A 14,339-nucleotide genomic window follows, 5' to 3' on the forward strand; every position below is an offset into this window, starting at 1 on the left:
GCCTTTTCAGCATGAGAAAAATTATTCTTTTATTTTTTACGATTATTTCCTTCAATCTTTCTGCTCAAGAAGTAAATATTATCCCACAACCAGCAAAACTGGAAGTAAAATCAAAAGAATTGCCGTTTAAAATAGATAGCGCTACCGTAATATATACAAATGATTCATTGGCTAATCCATCGGTAGCTTTTCTTCAAAATTACCTTAGTAAAAATTATAATTTCCAACTCAAAATCAATAGAATCCCAGACATAAGTCGAACTAACGTTATAAATTTGATAATTGACGAAAAGTTTTCTAATCGGAAAGAATACATCCTAACGGTTACGAATAAATCAATAATTATAGGCGCTACTTCTGACACCTCTATCTTTCAAGGCATTCAAACCTTGATTCAACTATTACCAACTTCAAAATCAATTCCATTCCAAATCCCATCGGTTTCCATTACCGATTACCCCCGTTTCGATTACCGTGGTATGCACCTCGATGTAAGTCGCCATTTTTTTGATGTGGCTTTTGTAAAACAGTATATCGATTATTTAGCGCTTCATAAAATGAATTATTTCCACTGGCATTTAACTGATGACCATGGCTGGCGGATTGAAATCAAAAAATATCCTAAGCTTACGGAAATTGGCGCCTGGAGGAATGGCAGCATCATTGGTTTGTGGCCAGGACAAGGGAACGAAAATATAAAATATCAGGTATTGCCGGCAGAAGTAAAAATTACACCAAAAGATGCTGTTATTAAAACAGATGGTATCCGTCATGGTGGTTATTACACCCAGGAACAAATTAAAGATGTGGTTGATTATGCTGCTAAACGTTACATCACCATCATTCCGGAAATAGAAATGCCTGCACACAGCATGGCCTTATTAGCGGCTTACCCCGAGTTAGGAACAACACCGGACAAAAAATACCAGGTTGCCGAAACCTGGGGAATGATGAATAAATACAACAATGTACTCCAGGCTTCTGACACCACTTTTAAATTTTTGGAGAATGTACTAAGTGAGGTAATGGCCTTGTTTCCGTCGCAATACATTCACATTGGTGGCGATGAAGCTTCTAAAGTGTGGTGGAAACAATCTGCTGTTTCGCAACAGGTGATGAAAGCCAATGGTTTGAAAAATGAAAGCGAACTGCAAAGTTATTTCATCCGCAGGATGGAAAAATTTGTCAACAGTAAAGGTAAAACCATCATCGGCTGGAATGAGATTTTACAAGGTGGATTAGCACCCAATGCAGTGGTGATGAGCTGGCAAAGCGAAAAAGGAGGAATTGAAGCCGCTAAGCAAAATCATAAAGCCATTATGACACCGGAAGATAAGCTGTACTTTAACCATGGCCAGTTCGTAAAAGAAGATAGCCTCGCTGCAAATAAATTTTCGCCTTTAATTGATGTGTACAATTATGAACCCATACCGGCAGAATTAAATGCCGAACAGGCAAAATACATTTGGGGCGCACAGGGCTGCTTGTGGAGTGAATACATTACCAATCCGGCGAAAGTGCAATACTTGCTTTTTCCAAGGTTAGATGCCTTAAGTGAAATTTTATGGAGTCCGAAAGAAAAGCGGAATTATCCGGATTTTCAAAAAAGGCTAAAAACGCAGTTTAAACGCTACGATTTAATGGGAATTACCTATTCTAAAAGGTATTTAGAAAATTAATTTCCGATTGCTGTAATTTTCCCATGCTGTTGCTTACTAACTGTTCAAATCAATTAAAATAGCAATGGAAAACAACAATTCAAAATTAGGTATCGCTGCATTTTTAAGTATCGTAGCCAATACAACAGGCGTTCAAGGTTATACCAAATATTTCTTATTCACGGTGGCCCTGATCTCGTTAGTCATCGGAATTTATCAATACCAGAAGATATTTAAAGCGAATCAATTATCGAAAGGCAGATAAGCTATAACATATGATTGAAAAATCTTATCTCAACAAACTGGAAGCACATAAAGGCATTATCTATAAAATGGTAAACCTTTATGCCGATGATGAAGAGGACCGCAAAGATTTGTATCAGGAAATTGTTTTTCAAAGCTGGAGTGCTTATGGCAGGTTTAAGGGTGATGCTAAATTTTCTACCTGGCTTTACAAGCTTAGTTTAAATGTATCGCTTTCATTTCTGAGCAAACAGAAAAAGCATAGCCAGGTTAAAGAACGGGGGCAATTTGATCATTACTTCGAGCCGCCCGAATTATCAGAACGGGCCGATTGGCTGTATCGCTGTATCAAACAATTAACCGAAATCGACCGAAGTATCATCATGCTTCATCTTGATGGTTTCGATAACACCGAAATAAGCGAAATGACAGGAATATCACGAAACAACACCAATGTGAAGTTACATCGGATTAAACAACAATTAAGTACACTGCTAACCCGTAAATAAAATGAATTTAGAACAAGAATGGCAAAATTTGAGTGGAGAATTTAACTCAGGGGTAGACAAAATAGACATCTCGAATATCACCATTGATGAAAAATCGCACAGTCTTCTGCAAGATTTACTATTTAAGCTAAAATGGAAATTAAGATGGATCAGAATTATCGATTTACCCATCTTGGCTATGGCCTTTTTTATAAAAGGAGATTTAAAGTTCCTCCTGCTTTTTGTGTTTATCACTTATGAAATTTCGAGGGCTTTAGGAGTTAACAGCTTCAGGAAAATAAAAACCGGTATAGATTATAATGCCAACACTAAACAAGTACTTACTGACAATTTGAAGGCTATTAAAAGAATTTTAAGAGGTGAAACCATTTATGGATATATTTTCTTGCCGCTTGCGGGACCAACTGGCTGGCTAGCATATCAGCTATATGTACATCAAACTTTTGAAAAGGTATTCAGTTTACCCCATTTTTTTATTCAAATGGTATTACTTATCCTCATTGGCATACCGTTTATTTACATCGCAAAAAAAATGAACGATAGCATATTTGCTAAACCTTTAAAAGAACTTAACGAAAAAATAAATGATTTAATGGATTAACTGATTTGCCACCTGCATTTGATATGCGCCCGGCGTAATCCCAACTATCTTTTTAAATGCCCTGATAAAGTAATTGGCATCACTAAAACCAAGCTCGTAACTGATTGAGGCTACCTTAGCACCAGGTTGAGCCAGTAAAAGTTTGGCTTTATTAATCTTTTCGGTTAAAATAAAATCATTTGGGCTGATGCCAAGCTCGCGTTTAAACAACCGGTAAAATGTGGCTTTGCTCATGCAGGCCTTATCGCTCAGGCTATTGATACTGATTTTTTCGTTCAGGTTGGTTTTAATATAGTTCAATACAAAAGCCAGTGGGTTTTGGTTTAGGTTATAACCATCATCGCTAATGGTTTTAAGATTTTGGGTCTGCATAATGCGGACCAACAGTTCTTTTAAGGTTAAATCAGCTAAAACATCTTTTTCTTTTGTCCGCTCCGAGCAAATCCTGATCACCTTATTAATCAGGTAGGCAATTTCTTCATTGTTATAAAAATGGTATTCATCGTAATTTAGCAGCCATTTCTCATTACTCCCCTCTTTCGGAAAAAACTCGTTTAAATAAGCAATTGTTTTTTGAATCTGCTCCTGATCGATAGCCAGGGCAATACATTGGGTTGGATTAAGGTTAGTCGCCTCCGGAAAATCAATTTCCATGGTAACGGCAGGCGGAACAATAACAGTTTGGCCAGGGAAATAATCAAAGCCTTTCTTATCAAATAAATGCATCACTTTTTTCCCCCTCAACATACTCGTAATTACGAAGTCGTTAAAAGTAAGCGGAACTCTATACGATTCGGTATAGGTTTCGAAAACATTTAATTCGCATCGCTCTAAGGTATAGGAAGTCCTGTTCTCTACCAGAGTTTGCAACGTTTCCGAAGCACTGAGCTTTACCTGATCTAATGTATGCTGCATAAACCGAAATAATTTGATTAGAAATATTTGCTATAAATCAAATATAATTATTTCATCTTATTATACCTCCACGTCCAAAACACCTATTACAGCTATACAAGCCTCAATCTTCGCTGGCTGGGTCTAAGATCGTTTAGCGTTTCAATATGGTTACATAAGCTGAAACAATAGTGCTATCAATTGATCCGATTATACTATCTGCTCCATCTGCTTTGCCATTAGGTTTGTATTAACCAAATCTTATAACCGCAAAAATCATGATGAGCAATCCCTTTAAAATCCTTTACCTAAACCGCTCATGATGGTTTTTAAGCATTTAAAAATCAATAATAATTATGGAAAATTTAATTGAGAAACCATCATTTAAACCCCAGTACGATAACTATATCGGAGGGAAATTTGTAGCACCTGTTAAAGGAGCTTACTTCGATAATATTTCACCGATTGATGGCAAAGTTTTTACCAAAGCAGCACACTCCACCAAAGAAGATTTAGAGTTAGCCGTTGATGCTGCTCACGAAGCATTTAAAACCTGGAGCAAAACCTCTTCTACGGAAAGAAGCATCATTTTAAACAAGATTGCACAACGGATGGAAGATAACCTCGAATATCTGGCAGCAGTTGAAACCATAGATAACGGAAAAGCGGTTAGAGAAACCTTAGCAGCAGATTTACCGCTGGGTGTAGACCACTTCAGATACTTTGCAGGGGTTATCCGTGCAGAAGAAGGTTCATTATCAGAACTCGATCAGAATACCGTTTCGTTAATTGTACATGAACCAATTGGTGTTGTGGCCCAGATAATTCCCTGGAATTTTCCATTGTTAATGGGCATCTGGAAACTGGCTCCTGCCCTGGCTGCCAGCAACTGCGTGGTTTTAAAACCAGCAGAAAGTACCCCGGTTTCGATTATGGTTTTAATGGAATTAATCGGCGATTTATTGCCTCCGGGTGTGGTAAATGTGGTAAACGGATTTGGTTCAGAGCTTGGCCGTGCATTGGTTACGAATCCTAAAGTTTCGAAAGCTGCCTTTACGGGCTCTACCCCTACGGGCAGATTAGTCATGCAATATGCAACCGAAAATATTATCCCCGTTACACTGGAACTTGGTGGAAAATCGCCTAACATTTTCTTCAGCTCGGTAATGGCCGAAGATGATGCCTTTTTAGATAAAGCGGTAGAAGGAGCGGTAATGTTTGCTTTAAACCAGGGCGAAATCTGTACCTGCCCATCTCGTTTATTGATCCAGGAAGATATTTACGAAAAATTTATTGCAAAGGTAATTGAGCGAACCAAAGCAATAAAAATAGGCAGTCCGCTGGATAGAACCGTGATGATGGGTGCCCAGGCCTCTAAAATCCAGTTCGAAAAAATTGCCGCTTACATTAAGTTAGGTAAAGAAGAAGGTGCTGAAGTTTTAACCGGGGGAGAAATTAATGAACTACCTGGCGAATTGGGTGGTGGTTATTACATCAAACCAACCATTTTTAAAGGTCACAACAAAATGAGGATTTTCCAGGAGGAAATTTTCGGTCCGGTATTGGCCGTTACAACCTTTAAAACAGTTGAAGAAGCCATTGAAATTGCAAACGACACTTTGTATGGTTTAGGTGCTGGTGTATGGACCCGCGATGCACATGAGCTTTACCAGGTGCCAAGAGCCATTCAGGCAGGCCGTGTTTGGGTTAACCAATACCACGCCTACCCTGCTGGTGCACCTTTTGGCGGCTACAAACAATCGGGTGTGGGTAGAGAAAACCATAAAATGATGTTGGGACACTACCGCCAGACTAAAAACATGCTCATTTCTTACGATAAAAATAAATTAGGTTTCTTTTAACAGGAAATAAAGATTTACAAATCTAGTTCCGCTGATTTTGTCGATTACCGCAGGTCTTAAAGATCTGCGGTTTTCAAAAAAAAAATCCATTTCAACCTAAAAAACAGATCATGATCAAGCGTATAGACAGTACAGAAAAAGCAAAAGAGCTGATTGCCGTACTTAAAGAAAAACACGGCGAACTGATGTTTTATCAGGCTGGTGGATGTTGCGAAGGTACACAGCCACAATGTTTCGAAAAAGGAGGCTACTACCTGCGGATGCGCGACGTTTGTTTGGGTGAAATAGAAGGCTGTGAGTTTTGGGTAGACCGGGATCTTTTCGAATACTGGAAATTCTCGCACTTTACTTTAGATGTGCTGGATGGATTTGGCGTGGGTGGTTTTTCTTTAGAAACCCCGCTTCAAAAAACATTTAAAATTCACTACAGACTGTTCTCTGAAGAAGAACTAAAAGACCTTGAGCCCGTTAAAACGGCAGAATAAAATATTGTTAGTTGGTAAACACAGGTCAGTTTGGAGAAATCCGGCTGACCTTTTTTGATTACTGTTTCGTCATGCTGAATTTATTTCAGCATCTACCATGCTAAAAAGCCCCTGACCATGAACCAGACATTAGGCTTTAAACGATCTGTCTTGTAGTTTATTCATTAATCAAATCTGGCTAAAAATAACTTCCATTGAAGACTTACGTAATTTTGAAAATTAATGCAATCTTTGCATTAAAAATTAAACCATGCGTAAACTATTTGCCGTCCTTTCTACCATTATTACCTTATTTGCCATCAAAGAAACGGTATACGTATTTACTTCCACTGAGGCAGACATGGTTAAGCAAAAAGCGATCATGATTGTAATTGCCTTAAGTATCACTATTCCGTTAATTATTTTAACACTTTGGCTTTGGTCGCCGGGCAGAAAGAAAAATGATCAGCAAAACTAAGCGATAAACTTACTTTTCAATTCGGGTGTTGGTACCCAGCAACTTTCCTGCCTACCCCACCATTGGTAACGGTTTTTGGCAATAATGTCGTAAAACCAATCACGGATAAATTTCGGAACCAGGAGAAATACATAAAGAAGCGGAATCAATCCATTAAGTTTTCCGGCTACCCGTAATGCGGCTGATGATTTGGTGTAAAGCCTTCCCGCTTGCAGTAACAAAATGGTATTTAATTTCTGAGGATCAGCATTAAATTTCGACAAAACTTCTTTGGCATAATCACCCTGCAGTGCAGTAAATTTGAATTGATCTTTTTTATCGTGTGCAATAACAAACTGGACCGATGCATTGCACAGATTACAAACGCCATCAAAGAAGATTACAGGTTGCCCGATCATATGCTATAAAAATAAAGCTTTTTAATAAGATAAATATCTGAGGAATGTCTAATAAAGATGAATTGATCAGCAGAACAATCCACGTGCAGAAAATTGGATCTTTGATCAATACAGCGCTTTGGTTTTTACCCCCAATAACTGCAAAAAAAGGCCATCTAAACCGGATGGAAACGGCAGCTCGCGGTTGAAAACCGGGACTATAGTGTACAGCCGGACTCACATTAAAATGAAAAACAGTCTTTGCTTTTCAAATTTAAGCTGAAAATAGAAAGTCTGAATGAGCTAGAAGCGTAAAGACTAAAGCTTAAAGGCATAAATGATAACGCCAAAACTATGATCAAACAAATTGACCTTTGGTCTTTTTGCTTTGGTCTTTAATCTCTCTACCTATAAAAATTTATTTTATGCATTTACATTTTGATAAAGAACTATTTAACTATAAAACGTTAAAACAATCTCCATTCAACTTTCTTACCTTAAAACATTTTTATATATTTGCCCAATCCTTCTTCAATGCAAAAGAAAACACTTCTTGACGGACAAAAAATTCAGATTACAATTAAGAGGCTCTGCCATCAATTAATTGAAAACCACGACGATTTCGCGAATACCGTTTTAATTGGCATCCAGCCGCGGGGTATTTTTCTGGCAGATCGCATACATCAGGATCTTCAGCTTATCCTAAAAAACAAGAAAATTTTAAAGGGAAACCTTGATATTACTTTCTTTAGGGATGATTTCCGCCGTAAAGACGGACTGGTTACTGCGAGCAGCAACTCGATTGATTTTATCATCGAAGGCAAAAAAGTAATCTTAATTGATGATGTACTTTGGACCGGCAGAACCATTAGGGCTGCACTTGATGCCCTGCTTGCTTATGGCCGCCCGGAGAAAGTGGAACTTTTGGTTTTAATAGACCGCAGGTTTAGCAGACATCTACCTATCGAACCCGATTACATTGGGCATCAGGTAGATAGCTTAAACTCACAACAGGTAAAAGTAACCTGGGCGAGTGAAGGAAGTGAAGACAAAGTGATTTTAATATCGGAACCGCCCTTGCCAAAATGAGCATAGACACCTTCCAGAATAATTATTTTGGCATGGAAGCTCTATCTGACAATTAAAACGATATAATAAACAGATAAAAATAATAAATAAAAATGGCAGCAGAAAAACTATCAACCCGACATCTTTTAGGCATTAAAGATATTAACCGGAATGATATCGAATTGATTTTCGAAACTGCAGATAATTTCAAGGAAGTGATTAACAGACCGATAAAAAAGGTTCCTTCACTTCGTGATATTACGATTGCCAATATCTTTTTCGAAAACTCTACCCGTACCAAACTTTCATTCGAACTTGCCGAAAAAAGGCTTTCGGCCGATGTGGTTAATTTTGCGGCCTCATCTTCATCAGTAAGCAAGGGCGAAACCCTGATCGATACCGTGAACAACATCTTATCGATGAAAGTGGATATGGTGGTAATGCGTCATCCTTATGCTGGTGCTGGTCAGTTTTTAAGTAAACATGTAAAGGCCCAGATTGTAAATGCCGGAGATGGTGCCCACGAGCACCCAACACAGGCCTTGCTTGATGCCTTCTCTATCCGCCAGAAACTGGGCGACGTAGCGGGCAAAAAAGTAGTCATTGTAGGCGACATCCTGCACTCGCGTGTAGCCATTTCAAACATCCTGTGCCTGCAGCGTTTAGGCGCAGAGGTAATGGTTTGCGGGCCTACCACCTTAATCCCGAAACACATTCATCAACTTGGAGTAAAGGTTGAGCATAACCTAATCAAAGCCCTGAACTGGTGCGATGTAGCCAACATGCTCCGTATCCAGCTGGAGCGTCAGGACATTAAATATTTCCCATCTTTAAGGGAATATGCCATGATGTACGGCTTAAACAAACAGATCTTAGATAACCTCGATAAAGAAATCATTGTCATGCACCCAGGCCCTATAAACAGAGGCGTGGAGATTACCAGTGATGTAGCCGACAGCAAACAATCAATCATTCTTGAACAGGTAGAAAACGGAGTGGCCGTGAGGATGGCGGTGCTGTATCTATTGGCAAGTCAGGGGTAGGTTAGTTTGGAGTTCTTAGTCTTGAGTCTATAGTCGGGAGTCGGAAGTCCTAAGTTCAGAGTAATCAGCTGCATTGGTTGATGGTTTGATATAGTTCAAGATTTCATGGTGGCATATGGCAACTTAACAATCCCCAACAATTTAACAATTACTACAATACAGTTAAACAATTAACCGGTTAACCAAGAAGAGCAATCTCACACTAGGCGGTCAATCTACCAATTAATAATGACCAATAAACCTAACTTTTCCACATTCGTTCAGCCCTTAATACCAAACCAAAAATCCTGTCGTTAATTTGTGTTATTAACAGATGTTAATTACTTCTGTTGATAAGCTTTGATACTATTTCTAATTTAGTACCAACCATATTTGAAACCAATGCAGAAAAAATACCTACTAATTCCGCTAATTTTAGCAGGAAGTTTTAGCACCTACGCTCAGGTTAGCGCTGTGCAAAACCTCAACAAAAACTATCAAACGGGCTTAGAATTATTAGACAAAGAAAAATACACTGCAGCTGCGCAACAGTTTAAACTTGTTGAGCTGCAACGTTATAAACCTTCTACCCAAACGGAGAGCAATGCTGAATTATCTTTACTGAAAGAGAATGCCAAATTTTATGCCGCCGTTTGCGCACTGGAGTTAACCAATAGCGATGCCGAAAGTTTGTTTCAGGCGTTTATACGCGATTATCCGTTAAACCCGAACACCAAACTGGCTTATTTCTACGTTGGAAAAACTTATTTCAACCAGAAAAACTATAAAAAAGCTTTAGAATGGTTCGAAAAAACAGATCCTTCTACCCTTTTGGGCAAACAAAGAAACGAATACCAGTTTAAACAAGGTTATGCTTATTTCGAACTTAAAGATTACGACAAGGCAGAACCTTTATTCGAAAAAGTTAAAAAAGAAGAAGGCGATTTTCAGGAAAGTGCCACCTACTACTTTGCTTATATCAATTACTTAAATAAAGAGTATAAAACGGCATTGGCCAACTTCGAAAAGTTAAAAGGCTCTCCTACTTACGAGGCCAGTTATCCATACTACATCACTTCGATGTACTATCTTGACGAGCGTTACGATGATGTAATCAGCTATGCTTTGGCAGCTATTCAAAAAACCAAACAACAGTTCGAACCAGAAATGCTGAGTTTAGTTGCCGCATCTTATTTTGCAAAATCGGAATTTAAAAATGCTGAAAAGTATTTCGCCGAATATTATGCAAAAGATAAAAGCGAAACCAAGAATAACCTCTTCATTTACCAGTACGGATACTCTTTATTCCAGAATAAAAAGTACAAAGAATCGGTTGCCGTTTTAGAAAAACTAAATACCGATGATGTTTACCTTCAAAATGGTATGCATACTTTGGGTAAAGCCTTTATTCAATTGGGCGATAAACCAAAAGCGCAGAGTGCTTTTTTCAGGGCATCGCGTTTAAGTTTTGATAAAGGGATACAGGAAGAAGCCTGGTTAAATTATGCCAAATTAAGTTACGAATTAGAATTCCACCAACAGGCTTTAGAGGCCACGCAGGGTTTCTTAAAAACTTTCCCTAAATCGCGTAAAATAAACGAAGCGAAAACTTTATTGGGTGAGGTTTTATTAACCACCAAAAACTATCAGGCAGCTGTAGATATTTTAGAACCTATTCCGGATAAAAACCTTGAAGCGAAAGAAGCTTACCAGAAGGTGACCTATTTCCGCGGATTAGAGTTTTATAACGAAAGGGCTTTCCCTAATGCATTATCAATGTTTTTACGTTCTGAAAAGTTCCCTGAAGACAATGAAATTAATGCTTTAAACACGTACTGGAAAGCAGAATCGATGTACGAGCTGCGTAAGTTCGGCGAAGCGGTTACCACCTTCGAGAAATTCCTGAAGATGCCCGATGCCGATAAAACCGGTGTTTATAATTTCGCGAATTATGCCCTGGCATATGCGGCTTTCGAAGATGAGAAATACAGCAAGGCAGCCAATTATTTCGAAAAATTCCTGGCTGGTAATGATAAAGACCAAAAAACCATTGATGATGCCACCATCCGTTTAGCCGATTCGTATTTCGTAAACAAAAACTACGGTGATGCAATGGCTAATTATAACAAAATCATCAGCCGCAACACCACATCAGAAGATTATGCCACTTTCCAGAAAGGAATGATCCAGGGACTGGAAAACCAGTACGATGCAAAAATTGCAACCATGCAGAGTTTATTAAAGGCTTTTCCAAACTCAAACTATGCAGATGATGCCGGCTTCGAAACAGCTTATACCTATTTCAACAAAGGCGATTTTGATAAATCTAAATCAGATCTGGTAGAACTGGTTGCTAAATATCCGCGCAGTAGTTATGTAGCAAAAGCTTTGGTTACCATTGGTTTGGTACAATATAACCAGGATCAGGATGATGCTGCTTTAGAATCGTTCAAAAAGGTAATCCGTGATTATCCAACTGCCGACGAAGCTAAACAGGCCATGGAATCGATCAAGAACATCTATGTAGACCGTGGCGATGCGAATGGTTTTATTGCTTATGCCGCTACCACCCCCCTTGGAAATTACTCCGGTTCAGAACAGGATAACATCGTTTTTGCCGCAGCCAATAATACTTATTTAAAGGGCGATGCCAACGGTGCATTCCAGGCTGTAAATGCTTATTTTGATAAATTCCCTAAAGCCAACCACGAAAAAGAAGCTAAATTTATCAGGGCAGAATCGCTGGTTAAATTAGGTCGTCCGGATGAAGCCATTCCAGATTACGAGTTTATCTTAAACGACTGGACAAGCGATTATACCGAACGTTCTTTGGTGAGCATCTCTCAGCTTTTCTTAAACCAAAAGAAATATAACGAGGCGATTGTTTACCTGAAAAGATTAGAAACGACAACCGATTACAAATCGCACTATAGTTTTGCCATCAACAATTTGTTAAAGGCTTACACGGCCTTAAACATGCCTGATGACATGCTTAAATATGCACAATTGACCAAAGAATCGGAAAAAGCTTCAGAAGAAGAAAAAAACAGTTCGAGTTTATACTCTGGTAAAGCTTACTTGTTAAAAGGTGATACCACCACAGCCATTAAAGAATTTAAAAATGTAGTGGCCAAAACAAAAACCATTGCAGCCGCAGAAGCCAAATACAATCTGGCTTTATTGGAATACAACAAAGGTGATTTCAAAACCTCATCTAAAACCTGTTTTGATCTGGTTAACAACATGGCTGCTTACGATTACTGGGTAGCGAAGGCATTTATCCTTTTATCTGATAATTATGTAGCCCTGAAAGACAATTTACAGGCAAAAAGTACACTTCTCAGTATAATTGATAATTACGAAGGCAAGGATGATATCATCCCGACAGCCAAAGAAAAACTAGAAAAACTAAACCAGAAGAAGTAGCATTATGAAATCGATTAAATATATATATAGTTCACTGTTTTTGTTAGCTGCTGGATTAATGACTGCTCAGGCGCAGGATAAAAAAACTGAGGAAAAAGGGGTGGTAAACGAAGAGATTGAAGTAGTGCGCCCGTACAAACCAATTTTGGCCGAGGCTGTAAAGCTGAGAAGAAGCCCGAATCTGGATGATGTTAAAACTTACAAAGCAAAACTGAACTACAGCATTTTGGATAGAAAGCTGGAGTTGAACAGTGATATCCAGAAGTTACAGGCACAGGCTTTAGCCGAAGAAAAAGAAAGCATTTTAGTTAATAATTATGTAAAAGGTGCGTTCGGATCGCTGGCTACACTTTTAGGCGAAGCTTATTTTAATACCGGTAAAGATGAAGGTTTACAGGTTGGTGGATACTTTAAACATTTTAGTCAGGAAGGAAAGCTGAATAAACAAAACAGCAGCAACCAACAGTTAAGCATTTTTGGTCGTAGCATTTTAGAGCAGAATACCGTGAGTGGCCGCATCAATTTTGAGCGTAATGGTACTTACTTTTATGGCATAGATGATACCAGACCTACGCTAAATCCTAACCCTGATAAACAAGCTTTAACCACCATTGAACTGGAAGGCGAACTGGTAAAAAACTTTACCGAAGATGAAGATGCTTTTAGTTATGCATTAAAAGCCAATGCTTATATCTGGAATGATAAATTCAGTGCAAAGGAAAATTACCTGAGCTTAAACGGTTATGTAAACAAACGCATTAATTCGTTAAACTTAGGCTTAGCCGCCTCAACCGAATTTGGTAACAGCAAAGATGCTTTAACCAGTGTTGGTAATAACCTCCTGCGTTTAAATCCATACATCCGTTTACAGGTTAAAGGTGCTAAAATTACTGCCGGGATTAATTTCGTACAGGAGTTTGGTGCATTCAGCAGCTCTAAAATCTTCCCTGCCGTTACGGCCGATTTCACTTTAATTCCTGATTATCTACAGGTTTTTGGAGAAGTTAAAGGTGATGTCAACAGAAACTCCCTAAAAGGGTTTACGGATGAAAACCCCTGGTTAAACAGCAATATCGTAGTGAGAAACACGGTTGAAAAGTTAAGTTTCAGTGCTGGTATTAAAGGTACCGGTGGACCGGGTTTTGGTTACAAAGCACGGGTATATGTAAAACAGTTTGATGACATGCCATTGTTCATCAACAACTTTACTGATTTTAACAAATTTGATGTAATATATGATTTCGGTAAAACGAAATTAACAGGTTTAGAAGGTGAAATTTCTGTTCAGGTAAGCGATGCCTTAAAATGGACAGGTAAATTAAACATCGACGATTGGAAGCCTGCTGCCGAGACTTATTCGTGGTTTAAACCAGGTTTAAAAGTAAGTTCGAACTTTGTTTATACCTACAATAAAAAACTAAGCTTTAACGCAGGTGTGGTTATTCAGGACGATATTAAAGCAAAAGTAAACATTTCTAATCCGGTTAATCCTGCACAATATGTGGTGCCGAATCCATTAATAGAGGAAATTAAAACAGTGAAGGGTTATGTTGATTTAGGCCTTGGTGCTGATTACCGCATCAACAAAAAATTCTCTGTTTTTGCCAAAGCAAACAATATCTTAAATACCAACTACAGCAGATATTTGTATTATCAGGCAAACGGATTTAATATTTTTGGTGGTTTGACTTACTCCTTTTAAAAAATAAAATTTATTTTTAATGTGTTATACGCCTT

Annotated in this window: 13 protein-coding genes; 11 read left to right on the forward strand and 2 right to left on the reverse strand. The window is 38.4% G+C overall.

Translation table 11 applies throughout. From position 1 onward, the window contains the following. Positions 1–11 precede the first annotated feature (11 nt). The 4 genes from AC04QZ_RS08365 to AC04QZ_RS08380 all read left to right on the forward strand — a co-directional run bounded on the left by AC04QZ_RS08365 (position 12) and on the right by AC04QZ_RS08380 (position 3,011). Positions 12–1,679 (forward strand): beta-N-acetylhexosaminidase, encoded by a 1,668-nt coding sequence (locus AC04QZ_RS08365; RefSeq protein ID WP_478357383.1) that lies wholly within the window; start codon positions 12–14, stop codon positions 1,677–1,679. A gap of 64 nt (positions 1,680–1,743) precedes the next feature. Further along, entirely contained in the window at positions 1,744–1,923 is a 180-nt protein-coding gene (locus AC04QZ_RS08370; protein ID WP_478357384.1) for a hypothetical protein, read from the forward strand. Between the two features lie 10 nt (positions 1,924–1,933). Then, on the forward strand, positions 1,934–2,410 hold the full coding sequence (locus tag AC04QZ_RS08375) for an RNA polymerase sigma factor (protein WP_478357385.1): 477 nt from the start codon (positions 1,934–1,936) through the stop codon (positions 2,408–2,410). A 1-nt stretch (position 2,411) separates the two neighbouring features. Further along, complete coding sequence (locus AC04QZ_RS08380; RefSeq protein ID WP_478357386.1) at positions 2,412–3,011, forward strand: hypothetical protein; 600 nt, start codon at positions 2,412–2,414, stop codon at positions 3,009–3,011. Here AC04QZ_RS08380 and AC04QZ_RS08385 read toward each other — a convergent pair. Then, entirely contained in the window at positions 3,000–3,926 is a 927-nt protein-coding gene (locus tag AC04QZ_RS08385) for an AraC family transcriptional regulator (protein WP_086547369.1), read from the reverse strand. The two genes, AC04QZ_RS08380 and AC04QZ_RS08385, sit on opposite strands and share 12 nt — an antisense overlap. A gap of 335 nt (positions 3,927–4,261) precedes the next feature. Here AC04QZ_RS08385 and AC04QZ_RS08390 point away from each other — a divergent pair, with 335 nt between their 5' ends. From AC04QZ_RS08390 to AC04QZ_RS08400, 3 genes are all read left to right on the forward strand, one after another. Beyond that, positions 4,262–5,767: an aldehyde dehydrogenase family protein gene (locus AC04QZ_RS08390; protein ID WP_478357387.1), complete on the forward strand. Its 1,506-nt coding sequence runs from the start codon at positions 4,262–4,264 to the stop codon at positions 5,765–5,767. A gap of 110 nt (positions 5,768–5,877) precedes the next feature. Beyond that, entirely contained in the window at positions 5,878–6,252 is a 375-nt protein-coding gene (locus tag AC04QZ_RS08395; RefSeq protein WP_478357388.1) for a DUF779 domain-containing protein, read from the forward strand. Positions 6,253–6,502: 250 nt separating this feature from the next. Beyond that, positions 6,503–6,709: a hypothetical protein gene (locus AC04QZ_RS08400; protein WP_029279360.1), complete on the forward strand. Its 207-nt coding sequence runs from the start codon at positions 6,503–6,505 to the stop codon at positions 6,707–6,709. On the opposite strand, the gene AC04QZ_RS08405 is transcribed toward AC04QZ_RS08400, so the two are convergent. Continuing rightward, positions 6,706–7,107 (reverse strand): thiol-disulfide oxidoreductase DCC family protein, encoded by a 402-nt coding sequence (locus tag AC04QZ_RS08405; protein ID WP_478357389.1) that lies wholly within the window; start codon positions 7,105–7,107, stop codon positions 6,706–6,708. The genes AC04QZ_RS08400 and AC04QZ_RS08405 overlap by 4 nt on opposite strands. Before the next feature lie 513 nt (positions 7,108–7,620). On the opposite strand from AC04QZ_RS08405, the gene pyrR reads away from it, so the two are divergent. From pyrR to AC04QZ_RS08425, 4 genes are all read left to right on the forward strand, one after another. Next, on the forward strand, positions 7,621–8,175 hold the full coding sequence (gene pyrR / locus AC04QZ_RS08410) for a bifunctional pyr operon transcriptional regulator/uracil phosphoribosyltransferase PyrR (RefSeq protein ID WP_086547373.1): 555 nt from the start codon (positions 7,621–7,623) through the stop codon (positions 8,173–8,175). Between the two features lie 92 nt (positions 8,176–8,267). Further along, positions 8,268–9,197, forward strand: a complete 930-nt coding sequence (locus AC04QZ_RS08415; RefSeq protein WP_029279355.1) for an aspartate carbamoyltransferase catalytic subunit — start codon at positions 8,268–8,270, stop codon at positions 9,195–9,197. Positions 9,198–9,578: 381 nt separating this feature from the next. Further along, entirely contained in the window at positions 9,579–12,602 is a 3,024-nt protein-coding gene (locus tag AC04QZ_RS08420; RefSeq protein WP_478357390.1) for a tetratricopeptide repeat protein, read from the forward strand. A 4-nt stretch (positions 12,603–12,606) separates the two neighbouring features. Continuing rightward, the gene (locus AC04QZ_RS08425) at positions 12,607–14,304 is read left to right on the forward strand and encodes a TonB-dependent receptor (RefSeq protein ID WP_478357391.1); all 1,698 of its coding nucleotides are present in this window, start codon (positions 12,607–12,609) and stop codon (positions 14,302–14,304) included. Positions 14,305–14,339 lie beyond the last annotated feature (35 nt).

The organism is Pedobacter folensis (assembly GCF_056490665.1).

What these genes read in the sequence shown, in the direction of transcription:
- AC04QZ_RS08365 (WP_478357383.1), top strand. Translation starts at nt 12, where the DNA reads ATGAGAAAAATTATTCTTTTATTTTTTACGATTATTTCCTTCAATCTT.
- AC04QZ_RS08370 (WP_478357384.1), top strand. Translation starts at nt 1,744, where the DNA reads ATGGAAAACAACAATTCAAAATTAGGTATCGCTGCATTTTTAAGTATC.
- AC04QZ_RS08375 (WP_478357385.1), top strand. Translation starts at nt 1,934, where the DNA reads ATGATTGAAAAATCTTATCTCAACAAACTGGAAGCACATAAAGGCATT.
- AC04QZ_RS08380 (WP_478357386.1), top strand. Translation starts at nt 2,412, where the DNA reads ATGAATTTAGAACAAGAATGGCAAAATTTGAGTGGAGAATTTAACTCA.
- AC04QZ_RS08385 (WP_086547369.1), bottom strand. Translation starts at nt 3,926, where the DNA reads ATGCAGCATACATTAGATCAGGTAAAGCTCAGTGCTTCGGAAACGTTG.
- AC04QZ_RS08390 (WP_478357387.1), top strand. Translation starts at nt 4,262, where the DNA reads ATGGAAAATTTAATTGAGAAACCATCATTTAAACCCCAGTACGATAAC.
- AC04QZ_RS08395 (WP_478357388.1), top strand. Translation starts at nt 5,878, where the DNA reads ATGATCAAGCGTATAGACAGTACAGAAAAAGCAAAAGAGCTGATTGCC.
- AC04QZ_RS08400 (WP_029279360.1), top strand. Translation starts at nt 6,503, where the DNA reads ATGCGTAAACTATTTGCCGTCCTTTCTACCATTATTACCTTATTTGCC.
- AC04QZ_RS08405 (WP_478357389.1), bottom strand. Translation starts at nt 7,107, where the DNA reads ATGATCGGGCAACCTGTAATCTTCTTTGATGGCGTTTGTAATCTGTGC.
- pyrR (WP_086547373.1), top strand. Translation starts at nt 7,621, where the DNA reads ATGCAAAAGAAAACACTTCTTGACGGACAAAAAATTCAGATTACAATT.
- AC04QZ_RS08415 (WP_029279355.1), top strand. Translation starts at nt 8,268, where the DNA reads ATGGCAGCAGAAAAACTATCAACCCGACATCTTTTAGGCATTAAAGAT.
- AC04QZ_RS08420 (WP_478357390.1), top strand. Translation starts at nt 9,579, where the DNA reads ATGCAGAAAAAATACCTACTAATTCCGCTAATTTTAGCAGGAAGTTTT.
- AC04QZ_RS08425 (WP_478357391.1), top strand. Translation starts at nt 12,607, where the DNA reads ATGAAATCGATTAAATATATATATAGTTCACTGTTTTTGTTAGCTGCT.